The sequence below is a fragment of the Phenylobacterium sp. FG114 genome, from assembly GCF_057809855.1.
Map to the genome: position 1 here is coordinate 266,152 of NZ_JBMDKU010000001.1, position 26,731 is coordinate 292,882.

Below are 26,731 nucleotides of genomic sequence, written 5' to 3' on the forward strand. Positions count from 1 at the left end.
CAGAAAGGATCTCCCGAATATGGCGTCTGTGGACACCCTCAAGACCCGCCGTCAACTGACGGTGGGCGACAAGACCTACGCTTACTACAGCCTCCCGGCCGCTGAGGAAGCCGGTCTTTCCGGCGTTTCGCGCCTGCCGATCTCGATGAAGGTGCTTCTCGAGAACCTGCTGCGGAACGAGGACGGGGTCTCGGTTGGCGAAGACGACCTGAAGGCCGTCGCCGCCTGGATCGAGAACAAGGGCGCCGTCGAGCACGAGATCAGCTTCCGCCCGGCGCGCGTGCTGATGCAGGACTTCACCGGTGTGCCCGCCGTCGTCGACCTGGCCGCCATGCGCGACGCCATGACGGCGCTGGGCGCCAACCCCGAGAAGATCAACCCGCTGAACCCGGTCGACCTGGTGATCGACCACTCGGTGATGGTGGACTACTTCGGCACCTCCAAGTCGTTCGGCGAGAACGTGGAGCGCGAGTACCAGCGCAACATCGAGCGCTACAACTTCCTGCGCTGGGGCTCGTCGGCCTTCAACAACTTCCGCGTCGTGCCGCCCGGCACCGGAATTTGTCACCAAGTGAATCTTGAGTACCTCGCCCAGACCGTCTGGACGAACGCCGACGAGGGCCCGGAAGTGGCCTATCCCGATACGGTCGTCGGCACCGACAGCCACACCACCATGATCAATGGCCTGGCGGTGCTGGGCTGGGGCGTGGGCGGCATCGAGGCCGAGGCGGCCATGTTGGGCCAGCCGATCCCGATGCTGATCCCCGAAGTCATCGGCTTCAAGCTGACGGGCGAACTGCCCGACGGCACGACCGCCACCGACCTGGTGCTGACGGTCACCCAGATGCTCCGCAAGAAGGGCGTGGTCGGCAAGTTCGTCGAGTTCTTCGGCCCCGGCCTGGCGAAGATGACCCTGGAAGACCAGGCGACGATCGCCAACATGGCCCCGGAATACGGCGCCACCTGCGGCTTCTTCCCGGTGACCCAGGCCACCATCGACTACCTCGCCGCCACCAACCGCGCGCCCGAGCGCGTGGCGCTGGTCGAAGCCTACGCCAAGGCCCAGGGCATGTGGCGCGAGCCGACCGATCCGGATCCGGTGTTCTCGGACACCCTGGAGCTGGACCTGGGAACCGTGACGGCCTCGCTCGCCGGCCCCAAGCGTCCGCAGGACCGCGTCCTGCTGACCTCCTCAGCCGACGAATTCAAGACGGCCCTGACCGGCGAGACCTTCAACAAGCCCGACGCCCTGGCCGAACGCTACAAGGTCGAGGGCGAGAACTACGACCTGGGCAACGGCGACGTGGTGATCGCCGCGATCACCTCGTGCACCAACACCTCGAACCCCTCGGTGCTGATCGCCGCGGGCCTGGTGGCCAAGAAGGCAGTCGAGAAGGGCCTGAAGGTGAAGCCTTGGGTCAAGACCTCGCTGGCCCCCGGCTCGCAGGTGGTCACCGATTACCTGAAGGCCGCAAAGCTGGACAAGAGCCTCGACGCCCTGGGCTTCAACCTGGTCGGCTACGGCTGCACCACCTGCATCGGCAACTCCGGCCCGCTGCCCGAGCCGGTGTCGGAAGCCATCCAGAAGAACGACCTGGTCGCCGTGTCGGTGCTCTCGGGCAACCGCAACTTTGAAGGCCGCGTGAACCCTGACGTGCGGGCCAACTACCTGGCCTCGCCGCCGCTGGTGGTGGCCTACGCCCTGGCCGGCTCGATGCTTACCGATCTGGCCAACGACCCGCTGGGTGAGGGCAAGGACGGCAAGCCGGTCTATCTGCGCGACATCTGGCCGACCTCGGCCGAGGTCGCCGCCCTGCAGCGCAAGCACGTGACGAACAAGATGTTCGCCACCCGCTACGCCGACGTCTTCAAGGGCGACAAGAACTGGCAGGGCATCAAGGTCAAGGGCGGCCAGACCTACGACTGGGACATGGGTTCGACCTACGTCCAGAACCCGCCCTACTTCCGCGACATGAAGATGGAGCCGACGCCGGTCACCGACATCGTCGAGGCCCGGGTGCTGGCGGTGTTCGGCGACTCGATCACCACCGACCACATCTCGCCGGCCGGTTCGATCAAGACGACTTCGCCGGCCGGGCAGTACCTGATCGAGCGCCAGGTGCCGCCGTCCGAGTTCAACGGCTACGGCGCCCGCCGCGGCAATCACGAAGTCATGATGCGCGGCACCTTCGCCAACATCCGCATCCGCAACCGGATCACCCCGGACGTGGAAGGCGGCGTGACGAAGCACTTCCCGTCGGGCGACCAGATGTCGATCTACGACGCGGCGATGCGCTACCAGGGCGAAGGCCGTCCGCTGGTGGTGTTCGCGGGCAAGGAATACGGCACCGGTTCGTCGCGCGACTGGGCGGCCAAGGGCACGAAGCTGCTGGGCGTCCGCGCCGTGGTGGCCGAGAGCTTCGAGCGTATCCACCGCTCGAACCTGGTCGGCATGGGCGTTCTGCCGCTGCAGTTCCTGCAGGAAGGCTGGCACAAGCTGGGCCTGACGGGCGAAGAGATCGTCACCATCCGCGGCCTGACCGAACTGGCTCCGCGCAAGCAGCTGATCGTCGAGATGTACCGTCCGTCGGACGGCCGCATCGCCCGCTTCCCGGTCCGCTGCCGGATCGATACGCCGACCGAGCTCGAGTACTTCAAGCACGGCGGCGTCCTGAACTACGTCCTGCGCAGCCTGGCCAAGCCGGCGGCGTAATCAGCGTCCTTTATCCTTCGGGGATGATGGAGAGGGGCCGTCCGGCATGTCCGGCGGCCCCTTCTTCGTTGGGCGCGTCAGCGCCGAGAGGATTCAAACCACGAAAGGCACGAAAACCACGAAAGCGCAGCAGCTCCGGCCCTTTCGTGTTTTTCGTGCCTTTCGTGGTTCAAAGAGAGCGCCTGCGGCGCGCAGACGGATGGGAGCTACTTCGCCGGGCGAGCCACGGCCTTGATCCCGCCCTTGGCGTATTCGGGCGTCAACCGGCGGGCGAGGTCGTCGGCGAAGCGTTCCTCGGCGCTGGCCCCGGCCGCGGCGCCAAGCCGTCCGCTGGAGGCCTGGACGTCGGGGCGGGAGATCGCGCAGGCCGAGGGCTCGGCGGTGAGCGGCAGGGTCTCGCGCCCATCCTCGCGGTCGGGGAGGCGAACGGTATAGCGCTCGCCGCACGCCAACTTGCCGCTGAGCGACTCGAGGCAGGGCTCGCGCTCCAGGTAGAGCGTAACCGCCCACTGGCATTGAATCGGCGGCGGCGGCCGATCGGGCTCGGCCCCCGCCTGCCGGGCCTCCACGTCGGTGCGCAGGAACAGCTGGTAGCGGATAAGCGCCTTCTCGCTCTGCTTCTCGCGGGTGAGCAGCAGCGGTACGTCCTTACGGGCGATCCGCAGGTAGTCGGACTCGGTCCGCACGATCTCGGGTGGGATGGGCTCTGGCGGCGGGGCCTGGAACACGGCGTCTCCTCGAAGGGCGTCCCACTCTAGCCAGGGCCACGCTTTTTCCGCCATCGGGGCGTGTGCGACGCCTCGCGCGTCCCCACCTATGCGGGGTCATGCGCACGCTCCTCGCCGCCTTCGCCGCAATCCCATTGATCGCCGCCGCGCCCGCGCCGACCCAGCCGGTGGTGGTGGAGCTGTTCACCAGCCAGGGCTGCTCTTCCTGCCCGCCCGCCGACCTGTCGGTGGCCAAAGCGGCCGACCGGCCGGACGTCATCGCCCTCAGCTTCAACGTCACCTACTGGAACCACCTTGGGTGGGGGGACACCTTCTCGCGGCCAGAGTTCACCGCCCGCCAAGTGGCCTACGCCAGGGCCCTGGGCCATGGCGCGCCCTTCACGCCCGAGGTCGTGGCCGGCGGCCGGGTCGACGCGGTGGCCAATACGCCGGGCAAGGTCGATGCCCTGATCGCCCGCGCCCGGACCCAGCCGACGACGACGATCTCGGCGACCGGGGGCAGGCTCACCGTGGCCGAGGGCATCGCGCCCCGCCGTGGCGCCGACGTCTGGCTGGTGCGCTACGACCCGCGCACGATCCAGGTGCCGGTCAAGGCGGGCGAGAATGGCGGCAAGACCCTCCCCCAGCGCAACGTGGTGCGCAGCCTGAAGCGCCTGGGCGGGTGGAACGGCCAGGCCGCGAGCTACGCCGCGCCGGTCGACGATCCGGCGCTTCGTAGTGTCGTGCTGGTTCAGGCGGCGGACGGCGGCCCGATCCTGGCCGCGGCCCGGCTCTAGCCGCGCGCCTCACGGCTTCTTGAGATTTACAGCCCTCGGAACACGCCCTAAGCCGGGGCGATGCGGAAGGCCGCGCTTTTCAGCTTGATCCTGCTTGCCTCGTCGGCGGGCGCAGCGGCGGCCAAGCCCCCCGTGCTTGTGGAGCTGTTCACGGCCCAGGGCTGCGGCTCGTGCAACGACGCGAACAACTACCTTAGCCGGCTGGCGGAACGCCCGGGCGTGATCGCCCTGACGTTCTCGGTGGACTACTGGGACTACCTCGGCTGGACGGACACCTTCGCCAAGCCCGAGTACGCCGAGCGCCAGAAGGCCTATGTCACCCGCCTGAAGCTGCGCGAGCCCTATACGCCCCAGGTGGTGGTCGACGGCCACGAAGAGGCGCAGGGGCTGAAGACCACCGAGGTCGACCGCCTGGTCAGGGCCGCCGCCGCCGCGCCTCGCAACCCGCCCGACATCCGCTTCGTGGGCGCGCGTCGGGTCGACGTGGGTTCGGGTCGCGTGGCCAAGGGCGGCGCCGAGGTCTGGCTCATCCGCTACGACCCGCGGGCCGTCGAGGTGACGCCTCGGGCTGGCGACAACCGCGGCGAGACCGTCATCCAGCGCAACGTGGTGCGCGAGATCCGCCGCCTGGGCGCCTGGCGCGGCCGCCCGCAGGCCTACCGCATTCCCGCGGCGTCGGATGATGGGTTGAAGACGGTGGTTGTGGTGCAGGCCCCTCGCGGCGGTCGCGTGCTCGGCGTGGCCCAGCCCAAGACCTGAGAGCGGGCCGGTCGGTAAGCCCAACGGACCTCAGCCCGTGCGGCTGGAGAGACTCCGCACGGGCTGACGCTTGGGGAAGGGTAGTTGGAGGTGTCGGTTGGCCACTGCCGATCCAGGGGGGCTGGGGGGCTGTTCAGGATCCGGGACCAACAGTCTCTGACCAACCGACGATCTCAATATCGGAACCGCATCAGGCGGGCGATTGGCCGGAATAAGGTCATTTCTAGGCGGCGCATGCGGGCAGCGGCGGCTCGATTTCGGGGGTGGCCGGACTCGAAAATTTCATACAGGCTCAAGGGCGATGGCATTCGATCCGAGCTATTCGGCCCCGCGCCAGGCCGGCGTCTTCTTCGAACGGCGCGAACTGGAGCGCCTGCTCCGCCTCTACGGGCGCATGGTCGCCGCGGGCGAATGGCGCGACTACGGCATGGACAGCCTGCGGGAGTCGGCCGTGTTCTCGGTCTTCCGCCGCAGCGCCGAGGCTCCTCTCTACCGCATCGAGAAGCATCCGGCCCTGGCCCGCAAGCAGGGCGCCTGGGCGATCGTCGGCGAGGGTGGGCATATCCTGAAGCGAGGCCACGAGCTGGAGCAGGTGCTGCGCTTCTTCGACAAGGGCCGGTTCTCGGTCGTCGAATAGGCCATGAAAAACCCCGGCGGTCGCCCGCCGGGGTCTCTCGTTTTCAGGCTGTTCCCAAGCCTTAGCGACGGTCGCCGAACAGGCGGAGCAGGAACATGAACAGGTTGATGAAGTCGAGGTACAGGCTGAGCGCGCCGTAGTTGGTGGCGACGCCAAGGGCAGTCTGGTTCCCGCCCAGCTCGTAGTAGGTCATCTTCAGGCGCTGGGTGTCGTAGGCGATCAGGCCCGCGAACACGAGCACGCCCACCACGTTGATGATGAAGGCGAGCATGCCGTTGCCCAGGAACATGTTCACCAGGCTGGCGATCACCAGGCCGATCATGCCGATGATCAGGAAGCTGCCCATCGGGCCCAGGTCCTTCTTGGTGGTGTAGCCCACCAGGCTCAGGCCGCCGAAGGCCGTCGCCGTGATCAGGAAGGTCTGGAAGATCGACGCGCCGGTATACATCAGCGTGATCGCGCCGAGGCTCGCGCCCAGCAGCGCCACGATGGTCCAGTAGTAGATGCCCGAGCTGCGCGGCGTGGCGTTCTTCATGCCGAAGGCGCCGAACAGGATCACCGCCAGGGGGCCGAAGGCCACGATGTAGCCCAGCAGGGTGTAGCCGACCAGGCGACCGTCGGTCGTCACGCGGTACAGCAGCTGCTGCACGGGCTCGACCTGGCCGGTGACATACGCCAGCACGGCGGAAACGATGAGGCCCAGCGCCACCTTGTTGTAGACACCGAGCATGAAGCTGCGGAGGCCCGCGTCCACCGACATGTCGGCGCGATCCGCCGGGATCGAGCGCGCGTAGCCGCGGTTGAAGTCGCTCATCTGAGCAAGGCCCTATGATACGCGTCGCAAACCGGACGCAGCCGAAATATCGTTTTGATGCGTGGCGTAAGCAAGGCCTTCCGCGCACGAAACGGTGAACGCGTGGGAATACATGTATGATCCGCCTCTTCGCGGCCCTTTCCATTCCGCCTGAGATCGGGCGTTCGCTGCTGACCCGCCAGACGGGGATCGAGGGCGCGCGCTGGCGGCCGCTCGAAGCGTTGCACGTGACCTTGCGCTTCTATGGCGAGATCCGGCAGGACATCGCCCGCGACCTCGATGCGGAGCTGGTGACCGTATCGGCGCGGCCGTTCGAGATCGTCCTCGAAGGCGCAGGTTCGTTCGCCGATGGCGATGAGATCAACGCGGTATGGGCCGGCGTCGCCGAAAATACCGAGCTGCGCCGGTTGGCCGAGGCCTGCGAGGGCGCCGCGCGCCGGGTCGGGCTGAAGCCCGAGAAACGGAACTACAAGCCGCACGTGACCCTGGCCTACCTGCGCCGGCCCGACCCGGCCGAAGTCGGCGCGTGGATCCAGTCGAACAACCTCCTGAAGTCGCCGCCGATCGCGGTGGATCGCTTCGGCCTCTATTCCAGCGTGCTGACCCGGGACGGCTCGCACTACACCCTGGAGGCGGAGTACGAGATCTAGGCCTCGACCGCGTAGTCCTTCAGCACGCCCAGCGGCACGATCGCCAGCGTCTCCTCGTGGGTGCTCTCCAGCACCAGCTGGGGGGCGGCTCCAGCGTCGAGGGCTTCCTTCCAGCGCGGCGCGCACAGGCACCAGCGGTCGCCGGGCCTGAGGCCCGCAAAGCCGAGGTCGGGGCGTGGCGTCGACAGGTCGTTGCCCACGCTCTTGGAATAGCTGAGAAATTCGGCGGTCATCACCGCGCAGACGGTGTGCATGCCCACATCGTGGGGGCCGGTCTCGCAGCAGCCGTTGCGGAAGAACCCCGTCACTGGATCGAGGGAACAGGGGAGCAGTTCGCCGCCCAGGACGTTGCGGGCCCCGGCGTCATAGCGGATCGGGCGCGTAGCCATGGGCCCATCCTAAACGCTAAGACTCACGTATCGCCAAGGTGCGAAGGAGCCGCCGTCCACATGAACCCGCCCGCTCGTCCCCGCCGCAGCGCCCTGTACCTGCCGGCGTCCAATGCGCGGGCGGTCGACAAGGCGCGGTCGCTGCCTTGCGACGTGGTCATCCTGGACCTTGAGGACGCGGTGGCGCCCGACGCCAAGGCCGAGGCGCGCGCCGCCGCGGTGGAAGCGGTGAAGGCCGGCGGGTTCGGCGGCCGCGAACTGGTGATCCGGGCGAACGGTCTCGATACGCCGTGGGGCGCCGACGACCTGGCCGCCGCGGCGCAGGCGCGTCCCGACGCGGTGCTGGTCCCCAAGATCTCGGCGCCCGAGGATCTGTCGGCGGTGCGCACCCGGCTGGGCGAGGGGCTGCCGATCTGGGCGATGATAGAGACCTGCGCGGCGATGTTCCGCCTGGACGCCCTGGGCGCGGAGTCGGTCAACGTGGGCGTCGAGGCCTGGGTGATCGGCTCGAACGACCTGGCCAAGGAGATGCGCTGCAACCTGACGGTCGGCCGCGAGCCGCTCCTGACGGCCCTTTCGCTCAGCCTGATGGCGGCGCGCGCGCATCGGCTGGCCATCCTCGACGGTGTCTATAACGAGATCGCCGACGCCGAAGGGCTGGCCCGCCAGTGCGCCCAGGCCGCGGCCTTTGGCTTCGATGGCAAGAGCCTGATCCATCCCACGCAGGTCGAGCCGGCGAACGCCGCCTTCTCGCCGACGCCCGAGGCTGTGGCCTGGGCCCGCACGGTCGTCGGCGCCTTCGAGCAGCCCGAGGCGGCCGGCAAGGGCGTTCTGAAGGTCGACGGCCGGATGGTCGAGCGATTGCACTTCGCCGAAGCGAAGCGGCTTCTCTCGGTGGCCGACGCGATCGCCGCCCGCGAGGCGGCATGATCCGTGTGAGGGCGATCGCGGCGGCGATGCTGGCGGCCCTCGCGGCGGCGCCGGCCCATGCGCAGGCGCCCCCTTCCGATCCCATCGACGTCCTGCTGCGGCCACTGCCCAAGGACGCCGACGTCGAAGAGCCCGACACAGCTGCCGCTGGATCGCGGTTCGAGCCGGATCCCGACCTGCCCGCGGGGCCTCAGCCCTACCAGCGCTACGTTCCGCCCCCGCACCCCACGCTGACGTCGCCGGTGTTCGTGAACGAGACCGGCAAGAACCCGGACGCCCCGGCCACGCCGACCGAGGCCGCCTACGACAGCCGCCTGCGTTCGTCAGCCGCCTCGGTGCAGGGCTTCCAGGGCCCGATGGATGGGGGCTGGACGCTCTCGGCCGGCGGACGGCCGCTCTACGCCTTCCAGCTCATCGACCGGAATGGCGCCGTCGACGGCGCCTGGCGCGACCTGCGCCGCGCAGGCGCGCTGGACGCCTCCGGCTTCTTCGAGATCGTCGAGCGGACCGACGGCGGCCTGACCTTCCGCTTCACCGATGGCGTCGTGGCGGTGCTGCACGCCCGCGGTGGCGCGTGGACCGGCGAATTGACCGAGGCCGGGCGGCGCGAGGCGGTGACCCTGGCGCGGCGACAATAGAAGCTCGTCAGCCGCCCGGTCCGGCCTGAGGCCGCACGATAGCAAACAGGACTACAGCCCCAGCACGTCCCTGGCCGCCGCCAGGGCCGCGGCGAGCGCATCCGGGGCGTACGCTTCCGCCGTTCCCGCCCCCCAGACCGGGCCCGGCCAGGCGGGATCGTCGGCGCGGCGGCCGACCACATGCACATGCAGCTGCGGCGTCACGTTGCCGAGCTGGCCCACGTTCAGCTTCTCGACGGGCCGTCCCAGCGCCGAGCCCACCGCGCGGACCGCCTGGCCCGCCCGCACGATCTCCTCGGTCAGCGCCGCGCGGTCGTTGGGCGACAGGTCCTCCAGCTCGCGCGCCCCGGCGATCCGGGGGATCAGCACGATCCAGGCATAGCGCGCGTCGGCCTGCAGGCGCGCGTGACAGAGGGCCAGGTCGCCGAGCGGTTCGGAGGTCGGCGGAAAGGCCGGATGAAGTTCGAACATCGTCCTCTGCGCCTGCGGCATTGCAGCATGAGCGTCAACGGGCTACGGACCCGCCGACATTTCAACACGGAGCAGTATCATGGCGAAGAAGCCCATTCGCGTGGCGGTCACCGGCGCGGCCGGCAACATCGGTTACGCGCTGCTGTTCCGGATCGCCTCGGGCGAGATGCTGGGCAAGGACCAGCCGATCATCCTGCAGCTGCTGGAGATCCCGGTCGAAGGCCCGCAGAAGGCGCTGAAGGGCGTGGCGATGGAGCTGGAGGACTGCGCCTTCCCGCTGCTGCAGGACATGGTGCTGACCGGTGACGCCGACGTGGCGTTCAAGGACGCGAACTGGTGCCTGCTGGTGGGCTCCAAGCCCCGCGGCCCCGGCATGGAGCGCGCCGACCTGCTGAAGGACAACGGCAAGATCTTCATCGCCCAGGGCCAGTCGATCGACAAGGTCGCCGCCGACGACGCCCGCGTCGCGGTGGTGGGCAACCCCTGCAACACCAACGTGATGATCGCCGCCAGTCAGGCCAAGCGCCTGACCGCCGACCGCTTCACCGCCATGGTGCGCCTGGACGAGAACCGCGGCCGCGCCCAGCTGGCCAAGAAGGCCGGCGTCTCGATCAACGATGTCTCGGACCTGTTCATCTACGGCAACCACAGCCCGACGATGTTCGCCGACTTCACCCACGCCAAGATCGGCGGCAAGGCGGTCACCGACGTGATCACCGACCGCGCGTGGCTAGAGACCGAATACCTGCCGACCGTGGGCAAGCGCGGCGCAGCGATCATCGACGCGCGCGGCCAATCGTCGGCGGCTTCGGCGGCCAACGCCCTGATCGACCACGTCCGCGACCTGTCGACCCCCGGCGCGATCCACTCGGTGGCCGTCTCCAGCGAGGGCCGCTACGGCTTCGCCGAGGGCGTGTGGGCCGGCATGCCGGTCAAGACCACGGTGCCGGGCGCATACGAAGTTCTGACCTCGTACGAGATGGACGACTTCGCAAAGTCGAAGATCAAGATCACCAACGACGAGCTGATCGGTGAGCGCGATACCGTGAAGGACATGCTGGGCTGATCAAGCTCTGACGGTCCTCCTCCCCTCGCGGGAGAGGGTGTCGGCCGAAGGCTGACGGATGAGGGGTCGCGCGGCGTGTCCGGCGACCCCTTCTTCGTTTAGGTGAGCAGAGGCCGATAGTGCAGCGTGACCCCTCATCCGTCTCGCTCCGCGAGCCACCTTCTCCCAGAAGGGCAGGAGGGGCGAAGCAAGACGCTACGCCGGCTGGAACAGCGCGAACTCTTCCTGCATCGCCTTGCCCACGGCCGGGCGCGCGGCGAGGCGGGCCTGGTAGGCTTGGATGGCGGGGTAGGGCGTGAAGTCGAGTTTCACCGCCATGTTCCAGTTCAGCACCGCCGCGAGATAGGCGTCGGCGACGCTGAAGTCGTCCAGCAGCCAATCGCGTCCGGTCAAGTGCGCGTTGAGATACGCGAGCTTCGCGGCCGCCTCTTCCTTCGCCTTGGCTTTCCCGTCCGCCGGCCAGGTCGGCGAGAGCAAGGGCGTGAAGACGCTCTTGTGCAGCTCGGAGCCGATGAAGCTCAGCCACTGCTGGAGCTGGTAGCGGGCGAAGCCCGTGGGCGCGAGGCCCGCCTCGGGCTTGCGGTCGGCCAGGTACTGCAGGATCGCGGCGTTCTCGGTCAGGACCGCGCCGTCGTCAGTTCGCAGCGCCGGGACCAGACCCTTGGGATTGATCTTGCGGTAGTCCTCGCCCGCCGCCGTGCGGCCCGCCTTGGTGTCCACCTTCTGGAACGTCGCATCCTGCCCGCTTTCGTACAGCGTGATGCGGCTGGCCAACGAGCAGGCGAGCGGCGAGAAATAGATGTCCATGGGGAAGCCTCCCTGGGGGTGGTTGATATTCGTACCGTTCCGCACAAAATAGCGGCGGTCAAGGATTCTTTGCGGAATGGTACAAAAAGAGGCGCGCCCCCGGGGACGGCCCCGGTCGTTCGACCCGGACGAAGTCCTGGACAAGGCGCGCGCCGTGTTCTGGAACCTGGGCTACGCGGCCACGTCGCTGGACGACCTGGCGGCGGCCACGGGCCTGAACCGGCCCAGCCTGTACGCGGCGTTCGGCGACAAGCACGCACTCTACATGGCCGCCCTGGAGCGCTCGCGCGCCGAGGCGACGGCGGCGGTCAGCGCGGCCCTGGCGACCGATGCGCCCCTGCGGCCGCTGATGGGGGTCATCTTCGACCGCGCGGTCGACATCTATCGTGCGGGGGAGGTGGGCCAGCGCGGCTGTTTCCTGATCGGAACGGCGGTGACCCAGGCGGTGGACGATCCGGCCGCGCGCGAGCTGCTGGCCCGGTTCATCGCCGAGACCGACGCCGCCTTCACGGCCCGTTTCAAGCGCAGCGCCGCCGAGCTGGCGCCGGGTGTGACGGCCGCCATCGCCGGGCCGATGGCCACCAGCACCTTCCACACCTTGGCGGTGCGGGCCCGCACGGGGGCTGGCGAGGCCGAGTTGAAGGCGATCGGCCGCGCCGCCGTGGCGCTGATCTGCGGTCCGATCTAGCGCGTAAACAAAAAGGGCGGCCCACAGGCCGCCCTCCTCGAGGCGTTTAGCCGAAGAGACTACTTCTTCTTCAGCATGCCCTGGATCTCGGCCTGGGTGGCGTTGACCTGGGCGGAGCCGTTCGCGACGGCGAGGCTGCCCGTGTCGACGGCGAAGGTCTCGGCGCCCATCTTGATGGTGGCGGTCTTCTTGCCATCGGCTCCGGTCTTGACGTCGGACACCTTGCCGATCGTCGCGCCGGTGTTGTCTTTCACGTCCATCCCGGTGGTGACGCTGACGTCCGCGCCCGCCGCGGTAGCGCTGGCGGCCGAGCTGGAGCTGGAGCTCGCGCTCGGGCTGGTGGACGGGTTATCGGCGGGTTCTTCAGCCGGCGGCGTCGTCGCGCTAGTCGCGGGCGCGGTCGTCGCAGGAGCCGAGGTGGTGGCCGGAGCCGACGTGCTCGGCGGCATGGCCGAAGTCGACGGCGGAGCCGCGGGGTCAGCCGCGGGCGTCTGGGCCAGAGCCGGTGCGGCTGCGAGGGCGAGGACCGCGGTGGCGGCGAAAGCGAGGCGTTTGTTCATAGGCGTTGCATGCTCCCATATGCGCGCCCCCAAACCCGGCTCCTCAAAACCCACGGCGGCGCCGATGGTTCCGGCCGGCAGGGGTTCACCTAGGGCGACAGACCGCCGCAGCAAGCGTTGTCCCTGTCGCACTCGGCCTATAGGTTGGCCGCTTCGATTTCAGGGAATAGCCCAAGGGGACGGGGCCAAGCGCGCATGGACCAAGTCGAGAAACGCACCTTCACCGACGAGGAGGCGCTGAGCTTCCACCGCTATCCGACTCCGGGGAAGATCGGTGTCACGGCGACCAAGCCCATGGGGACGCAACGCGACCTCAGCCTGGCCTATTCGCCCGGCGTGGCCGTCCCCGTGCTTGCCATCGCGAAGGATGCGGAGCTCGCCTACGAATACACGTCCAAGGGCAACCTGGTGGCGGTGATCTCGAACGGCACTGCGATCCTGGGCCTCGGCAACCTGGGCGCCCTGGCGTCCAAGCCGGTGATGGAAGGCAAGGGTGTCCTCTTCAAGCGCTTCGCCGACGTCGATGCGATCGACGTGGAGATGAGCTGCACCGACCCCGACGAGATCATCACTGTCGTCAAGAACATCGGCGTCACCTACGGCGGCATCAACCTCGAGGACATCCGCAGTCCGGACTGCTTCCGGATCGAGACCGAGCTGCAGGAGCTGCTGGACATCCCCGTCTTCCATGACGACCAGCACGGCACCGCCATCATCTGCTCGGCCGGCCTGATCAACGCCTGCGAGATGACGGGCCGCAAGCTCAGCGAAATCAAGGTGGTCCTGAACGGCCCCGGCGCGGCGGGCATCGCCACGCTCGAGCTGATCAAGGCGATGGGCGTGAAGCACGAAAACGTCACGGCGGTGGACCGCAAGGGCGTGCTGTACCGCGGCCGCGCGGAAGATATGAACCAGTGGAAGTCGGCCCACGCGATCGACACCGACAAGCGGACCCTGGCCGAAGCGCTGGTGGACGCCGACGTGTTCATCGGCGTGTCGGCCAAGGGCGCGCTCACGCCAGACCTCGTGAAGACGATGAAGCCGCAGCCCATCATCTTCGCGATGGCCAACCCGGATCCCGAGATCACGCCGGAGGAGGTCTATAGCGTCCGTCCTGACGCGATCGTGGCCACCGGGCGCAGCGATTATCCGAACCAGGTCAACAACGTGCTGGCCTTCCCCTACCTGTTCCGCGGCGCCCTGGACGTGCGCGCCCGCCGGATCAACATGGAGATGAAGATCGCCACGGCGAACGCCCTGGCGCAGCTGGCGCGCGAGGACGTTCCGGACGAGGTGATCGCCGCCTATCACGGCGCCCAGCTCAAGTTCGGGCCGCAGTATATCATTCCGACGCCCTTCGATCCGCGCCTGTTGGCCTACATCCCGCCCTTCGTCGCCCAGGCGGCCATGGACACGGGTGTCGCCCGCAAGCCGATCACCGACATGGACGCCTATCGCGCCCGCCTGGCGCAGCGCCTCGACCCGACGGCCGCCTTCTCGCAGAAGATGCAGGGGGGCGTCCTCTCGGGCCCGCAGAAGACGATCGTCTTCGCCGAGGGCGAGGAGCAGTCCGTGATCCGCGCGGCCTACGCCTTCCAGACCCAAGGCCTGGGCAAGGCGATCCTGGTCGGCCGCGAGGACCTGGTGCACGAGAACATGCGCGCCGCGGGCCTCGATCCCGACGAGGCCAGTATCGAGGTGATGAACGCCCGGGTTTCGCACCACAACGAAGCTTCGGTCGAGTACCTGTATGGCCGGCTGCAGCGCGAGGGTTACCTGCGCCGCGACGTGCAGCGCCTGATCAACCAGGACCGAAACGCCTTCGCTTCCACCCTTGTGGCGCTGGGCCACGCCGACGGGATGGTTACAGGCGTCACCCGCAATTTCGACCAGGTGCTGGAAGAGGTGCTGAACGTCATCGATCCGGCGCCCGACGGCCGGGTCATCGGCATGAGCGTGGTGATGGCCAAGGGGCAGACCATCTTCGTGGCCGACACCAACGTCACCGAGATGCCCGAGGCCGAGGAACTGGTGGAGATCGCCATCGAGGCGGCGCGGGCGGTGCGCACCCTGGGCTACGAGCCGAAGGTGGCGTTCATGAGCTATTCGACCTTCGGCAATCCGATGGGCGATCGTTCGGAACGCATCCGCGAGGCGGTGCGGATGCTGGACGACATGGAGGGCGTCGACTTCGAATACGAGGGCGAGATGCCGCCGGAGCTGGCGCTCGATCCCGAGAGCCGCGGCGCCTATCCGTTCATGCGCCTGACCGGACCGGCCAATGTGCTGATCATGCCGGCCATCCACTCGGCGGCGATCTCGACGCAGCTGATTAAGTCCTTGGGCGGCGCCGACGTGATCGGCCCTATCCTGCTGGGCCTGGAGAAGCCGGTGCAGATCTGCCCGCTGGGCGCTTCGGTCTCGCGCATCCTGCAGATGGCCACGATCTGCGCCTACGACCGCGCCCTGGTCGACATCGCGGAGTAGGGAACCCGGCGGCCAAGCTTCGCATTCCGGAGGAATGGGCGAAGCCTGGCACATCACGCTCAACCCGCCCTATGTGCTGGCCGACGACGCGACGACGTTCACGTTCCGGGGCTGGGCAGAGGTCGACGACGAGGATGCGCCGGACATCGAAGTCCGGATGAACGGCCGGCCAGTGGCCGCCCAGCTCTCGCCGCGGCCGCAGGTGCGACGCTACTTCCCTGGCCTGCAGGTGCGGAGCATCGACGCGGCGGTGGACTTCCGGCAGGCGCTGGCGGGGGTCGACACCCAGCAGGCCGAGGGCGGTTTCCTGCTGCGGGTGAGCGTGCGGTCGGATCATCGGGAACGCACGTTCGAGTATGGTGTCAGCGACGCCTGGATGGCGGCGGTGTTCGGCGAGCCCCTGAAAGCGCGCCCCGTGGCGCCGGCCAATCTGCAGATCCGGGTGGCGGGTGCGGCGGCGGGAGCCTTCTACGCCCAGGGCGACGTCGAGGCGCGACGCATCGAGGCCCTGGCCGCGGGCGTCGGCGATCCCATCGAGGCGGGGCAGACCGTGCTGGACTTTGGCTGCGGTCCCGGCCGGATGGTCTCGGCGCTGGCGCCACGTCATCCCGACACGCACTTCTGCGGCTCCGACATCGACCCCGAGGCGATCGGCTGGTGTCAGGCGCGGATGGGCGACCTGGGCGCCTTCGCGGTCAACCAGGCCCTGCCGCCGTTGCCCTACGGCGACGGATCGTTCGACATGATCTACAGCCTGTCGACCTTCACCCACATGCCGGCCGACCTGCAGTTCGCCTGGCTGGACGAGCTGCGCCGGGTCCTGAAGCAGGGGCGCCTGCTGATCACGACGATCATGAACCCGAGCGCGTACGACCTACCCGCGGCGCTGAAGACCGCGGCGGCGGAGACCGGTTTCGCCTATTGGGGCGATGCGCCGGAGACGGAGGGCTTGCCAAGCTTCTACCGCCTCGCCTACCACACGCACGACTACGTGCGCCAAGCCTGGGCGCGTGGTTTCGAGGTGCTCGCCATCGGCGGGCACGACCTGAACGACACGCAGGATTCGGTTCTTCTCCGACGCGTCTGACACCTGCCAAACCTTGACGGCCGCCCTGCCCGGGCGGGCGCCGCCGCGCGCCTGGAGGGCAAGATGAGCTACAGCTTGGGTATCGACTTCGGCACCACCAACACGGTGCTCAGCCTGGCGGACGCCAGCGGGCCGGCGCACCTGGTGAAGTTCCCGGCTCCGGAAGGCGAGCTCTTCGCCTTCCGCTCGTGCCTGTCGTTCTACGCCCCGCACGACCTGCCCAGCGAGCGTCAGATCGCGGCCGGCCCGTGGGCGATCGAGGCCTATGTGGAGGATCCGGCCGAGACCCGCTTCATCCAGTCGTTCAAGAGCTTCGCCGCGCAGGAGAGCTTTACCGAGACCCAGATCCTGGGGCGGCGCTACAAGTTCGAGGACCTGCTCTCCACCTTCCTCCTGAAGGTGCGCGACTATGCTGGGGGCGAGCTCGGCGACCTGCCCGAGCGGGTGATCGTCGGGCGGCCGGTGCGGTTCGTGGGCGGCGCGCCCAACGAGGCGCTGGCCTTGTCGCGCTACGAGACCGCGTTCCACCGGATGGGCGTGAAGGAGGTGCTGTACGCCTACGAGCCGGTGGGCGCGGCGTTCTTCTTCGCCCGGGAGCTGCATCACGACGCCACGGTGCTGGTGGGCGACTTCGGCGGCGGCACCTCGGACTTCTCGATCATCCGTTTCGAGCGGCACGCCGGCGAGATGCGGGCCATCCCGCTGGGCCGCGCGGGTGTGGGCGTGGCCGGCGACGCCTTCGACTACCGGATCATCGACAACCTGGTCTCGCCCGAGCTGGGCAAGGGCGGCGACTACGTCTCGTTCGGCAAGAACCTGCCGATCCCGTACAAGTACTACGCCGCCTTCGCGCGGTGGGACCAGCTGGCGCTGCTGCGCGCGAGCCGCGAGATGCGCGAGATCCGCAAGCTGGAGCGCGAGGCGGTGGAGCCCGAGAAGATCGCCCGGCTGATCGAGACCCTGGACGAAAACTACGGCTATCGTCTCTACCGCGCCGTTTCGAAGCTCAAGGAGGCGCTGTCGTCGCAACCTGCAGCCGAGTTCCGCTTCGAAGCCGGTTCGATCGGCATCGTGCGGAATGTGGAACGCGCCACATTCGAAGGCTGGATCGCCCCCGAGCTCGCCCAGATCGAGACGGCGGTCGACGCGGCCCTGGCCGACGCCAGGCTGACCGCAGAAGGCGTGGACCGGGTTTTCCTCACCGGCGGTTCGTCGCTCGTTCCGGCGGTGCGTGAAGTCTTCCACCGCAGATTTGACCGTCGCCGTATTGAGACGGGCGCGGAGCTCGAGTCCATCGCGGCGGGGCTGGCGCTCATGGCGCGAGAACGAGATCTATCCCGCTGGACTACACGTGTTGGTTGAAGTTTGGGCTTGGATGTCGGGCATAACCCGTTGATGCGCCGAAAGGTTTCATCCCAATAATGTCAGCGTCCTGAGAAGCGCGGCCAGGGGAACACTTCGGTCGGCGAGCCTTTTTGGCTCCCACGATGGACGTCAGAATCAAACAAATCACCCGGCCGGCGCCGACCTTCTTGCCGCTGGCGGTCGCGACCATGGCGCTCACGGCCCTGGTCGGGTCGCCCGCGGCGGCACAACCCGGATGCCAGGACCGCATGAGCCGCATACCGATGGCGCCGGCCGCCTCGCCGCCCAGCCCAGGGTTTCGCGCCAACATGTTGCGTGCGGCTCCGAACGCCGGACCCAAGAAGCCCGCGCGGCGCAAGGCGGTCAACGCGTCGGCTGGCGTCAAGCGCAAGGCGAAACCGGTTCGCACCTCCTCGACCCATCGCCCGATCCGCCGAAAGAGCGTGCGACACGTGGCGAGGGCGCCTACGCCCCCCGTCGTTCCGCAGCGCGCGCCGACGCCGATGCAAACGGCCGCCGCCGAACTGGCGACGCCGCTATCCTATGCGCTGATCAGCGCGACGATCTGCGAGACCGGACCCGCAGCGGACGTCGGGCAGAGCCCCCCGACGCTCGCGCTGGGGTCGCCGGACTTGCCGGCTGGCGAGCCCGGTGGGCCGGTCCTGACCCCTCTGCTGCCCCTTGAACCCGGCCTTGGCCCGGACGAGCCCGGGCTGTTCCCTCCGGGACCGCCCTTCCAACCTCCGATCGGACCTCCCGTGATCGGCCCACCTGTGACGCCGGTTCCGGAGCCCGCGAGCTGGCTCCTGATGATCACCGGCTTCGGCCTCCTCGGCGCCCGGCTGCGCCGCTCTATTTCTTCCGAAGCGTCGGGCTGTCGAGGTCGAGCTGGTCGGCCGGAATAACTTCCAGGGTCGGCAGCTTGGCCTTCAGCGGCGCCGAAAACGCCTTGGCGTCGCCCGCCACCACGACACTCGCCTGAGCCGGGTCGAAAGCGCGCTTGGCGAAGGCCTGGACCTGAACCGCGTCGACCGCCTCCACCTTCGCCGTGTAGCGGCCGATCTCGTCGAGCGAGACTCCGTAGAGCGCCAGGTTGCCCAGGATGTCGGCCAGGCCGCCAGACGTGGCCAGGTCGCGGCCGTAGTCGCCGACCAGCACCGACTTGCGGGCCTTCAGTTCGTCGGCCCCGGCCGGCGCCGCGGCCAGCTTGGTCAGCTCGGCGTTGATCAGATCCAGCACCTCGCCAGCCGATTCGTTCTTGGTCTGCGCGCTGGCGCGGAATGAGCCGGTGGTGCGCGCCGTCGAGAGGCTGGCGCGGGCGCCATAGGAGAGGCCGCGCTTGATGCGGATCTCCTGGTTCAGCCTGGCGGAATAGCCGCCGCCCAGTACGGTGGTCGCCACGATGGCCGGATAGTAGTCCGGGTCGTCGCGGGCGATGGCCGGCTTCATGACGTTGACCGACGCCTGGCCGGTGCCGGGGATGTCGATGGCCACGGCCCGCGGCTTGCCGGTCGGCGCGATGGCCGGAGCCGGCGCGAGCGGCGCGGCCGGCTTCTTCCAGCCGCCGAACGCCGTCTCCGCCAGGGCGAAGCCCTGCTCGGCCGAGATGTCGCCGGTCAGCACCAGGACGGCGTTGTCGGGCCGGAACCAGGCGGCATGCAGCTTGGCCAGGTCCACGGGCTTCAGCTTCAGCAGGGATTCAGGCGTGCCCTGCGGCACGTGGCCGAACGGGGTGCCCCCGAAGATCACCGGCGCGGCGGCGAACCCGGCCACCGAGCCGGGCTGTTGATAGGCCACGCGCAGGCCGTCCAGCGCCTGCTCGCGCTGGCGGTCCAGCTCCTCGGCGGCGAAGGCCGGGTTCTCGGTCACGTCGGCCATGATCGCGAGGCCGGCTGCCATCTTGTCGGGCATGGCCGACAGGGTGATCGACGACGACTCCAGGCCGCCGCCCGACGATAGGCTCGCCCCCAGGCTTTCGACCTGGCTGGCGATCTGCTGGGCCGAGCGGCTCTTGGTACCCTCGGTCAGCATGCCCGCCATCATATTGGTGGCGCCCGAAAGGCCCTTCGGGTCGGCCCAGGCGCCCGTCTTCACGGTCAGGTCGGCGGTGACCAACGGCAGGTCGGAGGAGCGGGCCACGATGACGCGCAGGCCGTTCGGCAGGATCTTTTCGGCCGGCTTGGGCAGCACGGGCTGCACGGGCTCGGCGATGCCCGGCGGCTTCGCGCGCTCGGCTTCCGGCGCGAGCGTGAAGACCGGACCCGTGTAGTTGGCGACGGTCTTCGGCGGCGTGGGCGCGGGCGGCGGGGCCTCGCCCTTGGGCCGCTCGCTCTCCGGGCGGTAGCGGATCGTCATGCGCCGCTCTTCGGCCAGGTACTTCTTCGCCACCCGCTGGACGTCGGCGGCGGTGACGGCCTGCAGCTTGGCGAGCTCGGTGTTGACCGCGTTCGGGTCGCCGTCGACCCGCAGCGCGTAGCCGATGGCGCTGGCGCGACCCTCGATGGTTTCGCGCTCGCGCAAGGCGCCGGTCAGAAGCTCGTTCTTGGCCTCGGCCAGTTCCGCGTCGGTGGGCGGGGCGTCGCGCAGGCGCTTCACCTCGGCGAGCAGCGCCTTCTCGCCCTGCTGGATCGTCTTGCCGGTCGACATGATGGCGCCGACCATGAACAGGCCGGGGTCCTGCGGCAGGTCGGCCTGGGAGAAGGATTCCACGGCGATCTGCTGGTCGTAGACCAGGCTGTTGTAGAGCCGCGAGGACTTGCCGGCCGACAGGATGGCGTCCAGCACCTTCAGTGCGGGCGCGTCGGGATCCGAGGCGGCCGGTCCTTGCCACGACAGCACGATCGCCGGCAGCGGCACGTTGGGCCCATAGCCGTCGAACACGCCGGCCTTGGTGCGCGCAGGTTCCTTGGCCGTCACCTTGGGCAGCGGCTGGTCGGGGTTCTTCAGGGCGCCGAAGTACTTGTCGACCCAGGCGTCGAACTGGGCGGGATCGAAGTTGCCGACGACGATCAGGGCGGCGTTGTCGGGACGGTAGAAGGTCCGGTGGAAGGCGCGCACGTCGTCGACCGTGGCGGCGTCCAGCTCCTCGATCGATCCGATGCCGGGACGTTTGTAGGGATGGGTCGTGTAGCTGGCCTGCGGCAGGTACAGCGCCATCAGCCGGCCGTAGGGTGAGGCCAGCACCCGCTGGCGCAGCTCCTCCTTCACGACGTCGCGCTCGGATTTGAACACCGCCTCGTCGACCACGAGCGTGCTCATCCGGTCGGCCTCGGCCCAGACCAGGCGCTCGAGGTGATTGGCCGGCACCACCTCGTAGTAGTCGGTGAAGTCGTCGGCGGTGGAGGCGTTGTTGAAACCGCCGACGTCCTCGGTCATGCGGTCGAAGGTCTCCGACGGCATGTTGCGCGTGGCCTTGAACATCAGGTGTTCGAACAGGTGCGCGAAGCCCGATCGGCCCTGCGGGTCGTCCTTGGACCCCACCCCGTACCAGACCTGCACCGAGACGTTCGGCGTCGAGCGGTCGACCGAGGCGTAGACCTTGAGCCCGTTGGGCAGGGTGCGTGAGGTGAACTTGATCGGAGGGACTTCAGCCGCGGAGGCCGGGCTGGAAAGCGCGACGGGCGCGAGCGCCGTGGTGGTGAGCAGGACGGCGAGGCCGGCGGCGCGAAAGGTGCGGATCATGGAGCATCCCGATTGGGGGCAAGGTGGGGACTGTCTAGCACCCAACCGGGACGCGGGAAGCTTACGAGGATGTCATCTGGGGCGGGGAAGGTCCCCGCGTCCGGGCAAGCTCGTGTCTGACGGGGTTACGCCGCCTGCTGCTGGCCGGCGACGAAGGCCGCGAACGTATCGAAGGCGGCATAGGTCGTGACGTAGGACGGCCGCGCCTGCAGGCGGGCGATCCAGGTCTGGATGTTGGGATAGGGCGAGAAGTCGAACGCCGCCAGCTTGCCCAACAGCACGAACGACAGGCCGAGGTAGTCGGCGATCGTGATGCGGTCGCCGCAGGTGTAGGGCTGGTCGGCGAGCATGTGCTCGTCGAGCACCTTCAGCCAGCGCGGGGCGTGCTCGCGGCCGTAGGCCACCAGGTCGCGAAGCTGCTCGGCCGGCATGCCGTGGGGCACGCCGATGTGAGGATAGCAGACCATCACGCAGAAATATTCGTGGAACTGGGTCGAGAACCACGCCAGCGCCTCATCGACCTTCATCTGGGCCTCGAGCGCCTCGGGATAGGCGGTCGAGTGGCTTCGGATGGCGAGGTACTTCAGGATCGCCGCGGACTCGCCCAGCTTGAAATCGCCGTCGACCAGGAAGGGCACGATCCCGTTCGGGTTGAGGGCCAGATATTCCGGCGTCTGATGGCCGCCGGCCATCAGGTCGACCTTCACGATCTCAACATCCAGGCCCTGGTCTGCGATGAACATCAGCAGCGGGCGCGACGTGGTCGAGATCGGGTCGCAGTAGAGTTTCATGATACACACCTTATGTCTTGCGGACGGGGACGGTTGAAACCCACCCTCCGCCGGGGGGAGGCTGGAGATACGGTCCAGCCTGACCTCTGGGCAATCGGCGCTCTTGCAGGAGAGGTCTGCACAACCGCAGAATAGCAGAATGTTCGACTGGAATGACCTGAAGGCGTTCCTCGCCGTGGCCCGCGGGGGCTCGACGCTCGCGGCGTCGAAAGCGCTGGGCGTCAACCAGACCACCGTGGCGCGGCGGATCGAGAGCCTGGAGCACGACGTCGGCTTCAAGCTGTTCGAACGCGGCCAGACCGGCAGCCGGCTGACCGAGGCCGGCCAGGGGCTGATCGCCGAGGCCGAGAACGTCGAGCGGGCCGCCATCCGCTTCGCCAACCAAGCCGCCACCCAGATGCGCGGCGTGTCGGGCGCGCTGCGCTTCACGACGAACGAGCTGGTGGCCAACACCATGGTCATTCCGGCGCTGGTCGAGTTCCGCAAGGTGCACCCCGACGTGCAGGTCGATCTGGTGATCACCGACCGGCAACTCGACCTGGAGGCCGGGGAGGCCGACCTCGCCATCCGCACGACGCGGGCGCTGGAGGCCTCGGACCTCGTGGCGCGCAAGATCGGCGACCACGACATGGCGCTCTACTGCAGCCGCGACTATGCCAGCCGCCGGGGCCTCCCCGACTGCCCCGAACGGCTCCGCGATCACGATCTCATCGACGTGACGACCGAGGCGGGCGAACTGCCGGGCGCCACCTGGATGATGCAGCATTCCGGGGGCAAGCCGCCGATCACGCGCTCCAACAGCATGGGCAGCCTGATGCATGCGGTGAAGGCCGGCCTCGGCATCGGCGCGCTGCCGTGCACCATCGCCGACACCGACCGCGACCTGATCCGCTGCTCCGACATCATCGAGGAGGGGCGGTCCAGTTCGTGGATCGTCACGCGCCGCGAGCTGAAGGACACGCCTCGGGTGCGCGCCTTCATCGACTTCATGGCCCCGCACCTGCAGCAGGAGCTGCGCAGGTCCGAGGAGCGCGGCCGCCTGCGGCTGGCCGAGGACGCTGCGACCGTGGTGCCGTTCCCGACGAAGACCGGTCTGGCCGGCTAGAGCCTGTCGGGTTCAGATGGAATCATCTGAACCCGATAAGCAGGCTCGATCCTTCCAATTTAGAGCGCGTTTTGGGGGCGGGACCGGCTTCCACTTTCGCCAACGCGCTCTAGGCCGCTGCGGCGCTGGGCGCGAAGCTCTCGATCCGGCGCGCGACCTGCGGCTGGTGGACCGGCACGGGCGCCCGGAGCTGCCGCTCGATCTCGATGCGCGCCGCGTGTTCACGGTCGTAGCGTGCGCGCAGCTCCACGGCGCGGAGCACCACCGCGGGCGCCTGGCGCTCCTCTGGCGTGGTGAGCAGGCCCAGGGTCCGGAACGCGTGGCCGACGTCGGTACGCGCCATCAGCAACGACAGCGGCGCCGAGAGGAAAAGACCCAGCGACACCGGGCTCGTCCACCAGAAGATCGCCGGATCCAGCATCCAGGCGATGCCCGCGCCGACCAGTCCCATGGCCACATGGCCGCGGTGCGATCGCCAGGCCTCGCGGCGTGAGAGCCGGCCCGCGTCCCGCTGCTGCGCGTTCCATCCTGCGTCGCGGCCGAGCAGGACGTCGAACACGCCGACGCTCTGCATAAGCATCAACACCGGCGCGACCAGGGCGCTGAGCACGATCTCGAGGCCCACGCCAATCCAGAGGCCGGCCGTGCGGCGAAGCCCGCGCACATGGCCCTCGCGCATGGCCAGCACGCCCGCGAGCAGCTTCGGGGCCACCAGCAGGCCGATGGTGACCGCGAACAGCCAGACCGCCGCATGGCCGTGCAGGCGCAGCGGCGCGCCCGTCTGGCCGATCCAGGCCGTGGCCCCGAACGCCAGAAGCAGCAGCCACAGGGGCGAGGTGACGTAGCTGAGGACGCCGCGCGCCATGTGCAGACGGCTCACCCAATGGATGCCCTTGGCTCCGATCACGCCCAGGTGCTGCAGGTTGCCCTGGCACCAGCGCCGATCGCGGCGCGCCATGTCGACGATGGTCGGCGGCGCTTCCTCGTAGCTGCCGGTCAGGCGCGTCGTCAGGCGGATCGCCCAGCCGCCGCGACGCATCAGGGCGGCCTCGACGAAGTCGTGGCTCATGATGTGGCCGCCAAAGGGCTTGCGCCCAGGCAGGTGGGGCAGGCCGGCGCATGCGGCGAACGCCTTCACCCGGATGATCGCATTGTGGCCCCAGTAGTTGCCTTCGGCGCCCGACCACCAGTCCTGGCCCGCGGCCAACATTCCGCCGTAGGTGCGAGCGGCGAACTGCTGGAGGCGCGCGAAGAGCGTCTCGGCGCCGACCAGGGTGGGCGAAGTCTGCAGCAGGCCCAGCTTCGGATCGGCCTCCATCTCGGCGGTGAGGCGCACGATGGTGTCGCCGCTCATCAGGCTGTCGGCGTCGAGGATGATCATCGACTCATAGGCCGCGCCGAACCGGCGGACCCAGTCGGCCACGTTGCCCGCCTTGCGGTCGGTGTTCTGGGGGCGGCGGCGGTAGAAGATGCGCGCCGCATCGCCCAGGCGGGCCCGCAGCCGCAACATGCCCACCACCTCGGCGCGCGCAATGGCGGCGTCTCGCGTGTCGCTGAGCAGGAACAGGTCGTAGAGCTCGGAGACGCCCAGGCCGATCAGCTCCTCGCGGATCGCCTGCAGCGCCGCCAGCACCCGGCCCGGGTCCTCGTTGTAGGTGGGCAGCAGCAGGGCGGTGCGCGTGAGGATCACGGGCTGCGGATCGGGTCGGCGCGGCCGGCTGGCGCTCCAGGCCACGACGAAGCCGGCGGCGGCGCTGACGAAGCCGAAGGCGGTCCAGGCGAACAGCCCGACGAAGAGGATGAACGCGCCCACGTCCAGCGGCGTGAAGCCGCCGGCGGACAGGAGGTCAGCCACGACGGCGCCGGCCCCGGCGGTCAGGGCGGCGATCGCACCCACCAGCACGATGCGGCGCCCACGCGCCGCCAGCAGGGTGGCGAGGCGGGCGGGGCCTGACTGCAGGTCCTGCTCGGGCATGTCCAGCGGCGCGCCGGCGGGCATGGAGCGGAAGTAGGGCTCGGACACTTGCTGCTTTACGCCAGCCATCGATACATCCAGGTCTCGGAAACGGGGGTCTGCCCGCGCCCTAACGTGAGGCGCAGCTCGCTGTTCGTCGCGCCGCCGGGGTCCAGCTCCAGACTCACGCGGGCGCCGCCGATTGAGGCGTTCGGCTGCACCGTTTCCACGCGGATGCTTCCCGTCGAGGCGCTGGCCTGGGCCTGCAACCCGTCGAGGCCGCCGGGCGGCTGGGCGAAATCGACGATGAACCGGCGCCGCGCGCCTTCGCTTCGCCCGCCGCGCCAAGCGATCGCGCGGGCCAGCCGAGTGGGGGGCTCGGGATTGGCGCCCCAGGTCAGCCGATAGCGCAGGCGGGTCTCGCGCTTGGCCGGGAGCGGGGCGGCGGGACGCCACATGGCGACGATGTTGTCCTCGATCTCGCCGCGCGCCCCCAGCTCCACGAGACGCACGACGCCCTGGCCAAAGCCCTCCAAAGGCTCGACCCAGACGCCTGGCCGCTGATGGTAGTGGGCTTCGAGATCCTGATAGGCCTCGAACGCGCGCTGGCGCTGCAACAGGCCGAAGCCGCGCGCCGGGCCGGGGTCGAGGTCGCTGATGCGGCTGCCGGGCGTGTGGACCAGCGGCCGCCAGATGCGCCGCCCGCGGCCGTCGTCGGTGAGCAGGCCGTCGCTGTCGTGCACCTCGGGGCGGAAGTCGTCGAAGCGCCGCGGCTGCTCGGGGCCGAACAGGTACATGCTGGTCAAGGGTGCGAGGCCCGCCGCCGCCAGGGGACGACGCGGGAACAGCGAGGCTTCGACGTCCATCACGGTGTTCACACCGGGCGTGGTCTCGAAGCGGTAAGCCCCCGCCACCGAAGGGCTGTCCAGCAGCGCATGAACCACCAGGCTGCGGGCGTCGCGCGCCGGTCGCTCGATCCAGAAGGCGCGGAAGGCCGGAAATTCCTCGCCGGGTTCACCCGCGCCCACCGCAAGGCCGCGCGCCGACAGGCCGTAGTTCAGATCCTTGGCGACGGCGCGGAAATAGCTGGCGCCCAGAAAGGCTGCGACCTCGTCGAAGCGGTCGGCTGCGTTCAGGCGCGACAGGAAGCGGAACCCGGCGAAGCCCAGGTCGGCGGGCAGCGGACCGGGCGTCAGGCGGCCGTAGGTGAAGTCGTCCCTCGAGAAGGGGATGGTTCGCGCCGCGCCATGCTCGATCTCGAACAGGTCCACGGCGTCGCGATGCAGCCAGCCGCGGGGGAACATCTGAAGCTGGAACGGCAGAGCGTCCCGGCTCCAGACCGCCCGCTCGCGGCGGAACTGCATCTGGCGGTAGCCGTCGTAGTCGAGGCCGGCGAGGAAAGGCGGCAAGGGGCGGGTGGGCGCGCGATACGGCGCCGCCGCCAACGCGCGGGCGCGGCGGCGCACGGCGTCGCCTTCTCTCTGGGGGCTGGCCCAACCGGTGGCGACAAGGCCGGCCGGCGCCATCGCCAATACATCTCGCCGGCGCAGACTGCGCGCCGTCGCCGAACTTTGCGGCATGGCATCCCGTATTCAGATCACCCCAGTGTGATCTCACTCGCCCAGGCGAGGGGCG

The 26,731-nt window shown here is 69.0% G+C and carries 24 protein-coding genes; 14 read left to right on the plus strand and 10 right to left on the minus strand.

Annotated elements, in window-relative coordinates:
- The first annotated feature begins 19 nt into the window (after positions 1-19).
- On the plus strand, positions 20-2,713 hold the full coding sequence (gene acnA, locus ACODSY_RS01410; protein ID WP_488949840.1) for an aconitate hydratase AcnA: 2,694 nt from the start codon (positions 20-22) through the stop codon (positions 2,711-2,713).
- Positions 2,714-2,919: 206 nt separating this feature from the next.
- Here the strand turns inward: acnA and ACODSY_RS01415 are convergent, their stop codons facing one another.
- The gene (locus tag ACODSY_RS01415) at positions 2,920-3,441 is read right to left on the minus strand and encodes a hypothetical protein (RefSeq protein ID WP_488949841.1); all 522 of its coding nucleotides are present in this window, start codon (positions 3,439-3,441) and stop codon (positions 2,920-2,922) included.
- A gap of 98 nt (positions 3,442-3,539) precedes the next feature.
- Between ACODSY_RS01415 and ACODSY_RS01420 the strand changes: the two genes are divergently transcribed.
- From ACODSY_RS01420 to ACODSY_RS01430, 3 genes are all read left to right on the plus strand, one after another.
- On the plus strand, positions 3,540-4,217 hold the full coding sequence (locus tag ACODSY_RS01420) for a DUF1223 domain-containing protein (RefSeq protein WP_488949842.1): 678 nt from the start codon (positions 3,540-3,542) through the stop codon (positions 4,215-4,217).
- Between the two features lie 60 nt (positions 4,218-4,277).
- On the plus strand, positions 4,278-4,976 hold the full coding sequence (locus ACODSY_RS01425) for a DUF1223 domain-containing protein (protein WP_488949843.1): 699 nt from the start codon (positions 4,278-4,280) through the stop codon (positions 4,974-4,976).
- A gap of 301 nt (positions 4,977-5,277) precedes the next feature.
- Complete coding sequence (locus tag ACODSY_RS01430) at positions 5,278-5,613, plus strand: DUF2794 domain-containing protein (protein WP_488949844.1); 336 nt, start codon at positions 5,278-5,280, stop codon at positions 5,611-5,613.
- A 61-nt stretch (positions 5,614-5,674) separates the two neighbouring features.
- On the opposite strand, the gene ACODSY_RS01435 is transcribed toward ACODSY_RS01430, so the two are convergent.
- A complete protein-coding gene (locus tag ACODSY_RS01435; protein WP_488949845.1) occupies positions 5,675-6,427 on the minus strand; it encodes a Bax inhibitor-1/YccA family protein in 753 nt (250 codons plus the stop codon).
- Between the two features lie 116 nt (positions 6,428-6,543).
- On the opposite strand from ACODSY_RS01435, the gene thpR reads away from it, so the two are divergent.
- Positions 6,544-7,077 (plus strand): RNA 2',3'-cyclic phosphodiesterase, encoded by a 534-nt coding sequence (gene thpR / locus ACODSY_RS01440; RefSeq protein WP_488949846.1) that lies wholly within the window; start codon positions 6,544-6,546, stop codon positions 7,075-7,077.
- Here thpR and ACODSY_RS01445 read toward each other — a convergent pair.
- Positions 7,074-7,466 carry a DUF2237 family protein gene (locus ACODSY_RS01445; RefSeq protein WP_488949847.1) on the minus strand — a complete coding sequence of 131 codons (393 nt, stop codon included), beginning with the start codon at positions 7,464-7,466 and terminating at the stop codon, positions 7,074-7,076. The two genes, thpR and ACODSY_RS01445, sit on opposite strands and share 4 nt — an antisense overlap.
- Positions 7,467-7,526: 60 nt before the next feature.
- Between ACODSY_RS01445 and ACODSY_RS01450 the strand changes: the two genes are divergently transcribed.
- Together ACODSY_RS01450 and ACODSY_RS01455 are read left to right on the plus strand one after the other, a co-directional pair.
- Complete coding sequence (locus ACODSY_RS01450; protein WP_488949848.1) at positions 7,527-8,396, plus strand: HpcH/HpaI aldolase/citrate lyase family protein; 870 nt, start codon at positions 7,527-7,529, stop codon at positions 8,394-8,396.
- A complete protein-coding gene (locus tag ACODSY_RS01455) occupies positions 8,393-9,034 on the plus strand; it encodes a hypothetical protein (protein WP_488949849.1) in 642 nt (213 codons plus the stop codon). Before ACODSY_RS01450 ends, ACODSY_RS01455 begins: the two co-directional genes overlap by 4 nt.
- Positions 9,035-9,085: 51 nt before the next feature.
- On the opposite strand, the gene ACODSY_RS01460 is transcribed toward ACODSY_RS01455, so the two are convergent.
- Positions 9,086-9,505, minus strand: a complete 420-nt coding sequence (locus tag ACODSY_RS01460) for an HIT domain-containing protein (RefSeq protein ID WP_488949850.1) — start codon at positions 9,503-9,505, stop codon at positions 9,086-9,088.
- A gap of 79 nt (positions 9,506-9,584) precedes the next feature.
- Here ACODSY_RS01460 and ACODSY_RS01465 point away from each other — a divergent pair, with 79 nt between their 5' ends.
- Positions 9,585-10,571: a malate dehydrogenase gene (locus tag ACODSY_RS01465; RefSeq protein WP_488949851.1), complete on the plus strand. Its 987-nt coding sequence runs from the start codon at positions 9,585-9,587 to the stop codon at positions 10,569-10,571.
- Positions 10,572-10,766: 195 nt separating this feature from the next.
- Here ACODSY_RS01465 and ACODSY_RS01470 read toward each other — a convergent pair whose 3' ends face one another.
- Entirely contained in the window at positions 10,767-11,378 is a 612-nt protein-coding gene (locus ACODSY_RS01470) for a glutathione binding-like protein (RefSeq protein WP_488949852.1), read from the minus strand.
- A gap of 76 nt (positions 11,379-11,454) precedes the next feature.
- On the opposite strand from ACODSY_RS01470, the gene ACODSY_RS01475 reads away from it, so the two are divergent.
- The gene (locus tag ACODSY_RS01475; RefSeq protein WP_488949853.1) at positions 11,455-12,066 is read left to right on the plus strand and encodes a TetR/AcrR family transcriptional regulator; all 612 of its coding nucleotides are present in this window, start codon (positions 11,455-11,457) and stop codon (positions 12,064-12,066) included.
- A 59-nt stretch (positions 12,067-12,125) separates the two neighbouring features.
- Here the strand turns inward: ACODSY_RS01475 and ACODSY_RS01480 are convergent, their stop codons facing one another.
- Positions 12,126-12,626, minus strand: a complete 501-nt coding sequence (locus tag ACODSY_RS01480) for a hypothetical protein (protein WP_488949854.1) — start codon at positions 12,624-12,626, stop codon at positions 12,126-12,128.
- Between the two features lie 195 nt (positions 12,627-12,821).
- On the opposite strand from ACODSY_RS01480, the gene ACODSY_RS01485 reads away from it, so the two are divergent.
- The 4 genes from ACODSY_RS01485 (at position 12,822) to ACODSY_RS01500 (ending at position 18,470) form a co-directional block, all read left to right on the plus strand.
- Positions 12,822-15,113, plus strand: a complete 2,292-nt coding sequence (locus ACODSY_RS01485) for an NADP-dependent malic enzyme (protein ID WP_488949855.1) — start codon at positions 12,822-12,824, stop codon at positions 15,111-15,113.
- 34 nt (positions 15,114-15,147) lie between these two features.
- A complete protein-coding gene (locus tag ACODSY_RS01490) occupies positions 15,148-16,200 on the plus strand; it encodes a class I SAM-dependent methyltransferase (RefSeq protein WP_488949856.1) in 1,053 nt (350 codons plus the stop codon).
- Between the two features lie 63 nt (positions 16,201-16,263).
- Positions 16,264-17,562, plus strand: a complete 1,299-nt coding sequence (locus tag ACODSY_RS01495) for an Hsp70 family protein (RefSeq protein ID WP_488949857.1) — start codon at positions 16,264-16,266, stop codon at positions 17,560-17,562.
- Between the two features lie 506 nt (positions 17,563-18,068).
- Entirely contained in the window at positions 18,069-18,470 is a 402-nt protein-coding gene (locus tag ACODSY_RS01500) for a PEPxxWA-CTERM sorting domain-containing protein (RefSeq protein ID WP_488950150.1), read from the plus strand.
- Here the strand turns inward: ACODSY_RS01500 and ACODSY_RS01505 are convergent.
- Together ACODSY_RS01505 and ACODSY_RS01510 are read right to left on the minus strand one after the other, a co-directional pair.
- A complete protein-coding gene (locus ACODSY_RS01505; protein ID WP_488949858.1) occupies positions 18,418-21,246 on the minus strand; it encodes a M16 family metallopeptidase in 2,829 nt (942 codons plus the stop codon). The genes ACODSY_RS01500 and ACODSY_RS01505 overlap by 53 nt on opposite strands.
- Positions 21,247-21,371: 125 nt before the next feature.
- Positions 21,372-22,037: a glutathione S-transferase family protein gene (locus tag ACODSY_RS01510; RefSeq protein WP_488949859.1), complete on the minus strand. Its 666-nt coding sequence runs from the start codon at positions 22,035-22,037 to the stop codon at positions 21,372-21,374.
- Between the two features lie 139 nt (positions 22,038-22,176).
- On the opposite strand from ACODSY_RS01510, the gene ACODSY_RS01515 reads away from it, so the two are divergent.
- Positions 22,177-23,142, plus strand: a complete 966-nt coding sequence (locus ACODSY_RS01515; RefSeq protein ID WP_488949860.1) for a LysR family transcriptional regulator — start codon at positions 22,177-22,179, stop codon at positions 23,140-23,142.
- Positions 23,143-23,251: 109 nt separating this feature from the next.
- Here the strand turns inward: ACODSY_RS01515 and mdoH are convergent, their stop codons facing one another.
- The gene (mdoH, locus tag ACODSY_RS01520) at positions 23,252-25,186 is read right to left on the minus strand and encodes a glucans biosynthesis glucosyltransferase MdoH (protein WP_488949861.1); all 1,935 of its coding nucleotides are present in this window, start codon (positions 25,184-25,186) and stop codon (positions 23,252-23,254) included.
- Positions 25,174-26,622, minus strand: a complete 1,449-nt coding sequence (locus ACODSY_RS01525; protein WP_488949862.1) for an OpgD/OpgG family glucan biosynthesis protein — start codon at positions 26,620-26,622, stop codon at positions 25,174-25,176. The genes mdoH and ACODSY_RS01525 overlap by 13 nt, the downstream gene beginning before the upstream one ends.
- Between the last annotated feature and the right edge of the window lie 109 nt (positions 26,623-26,731).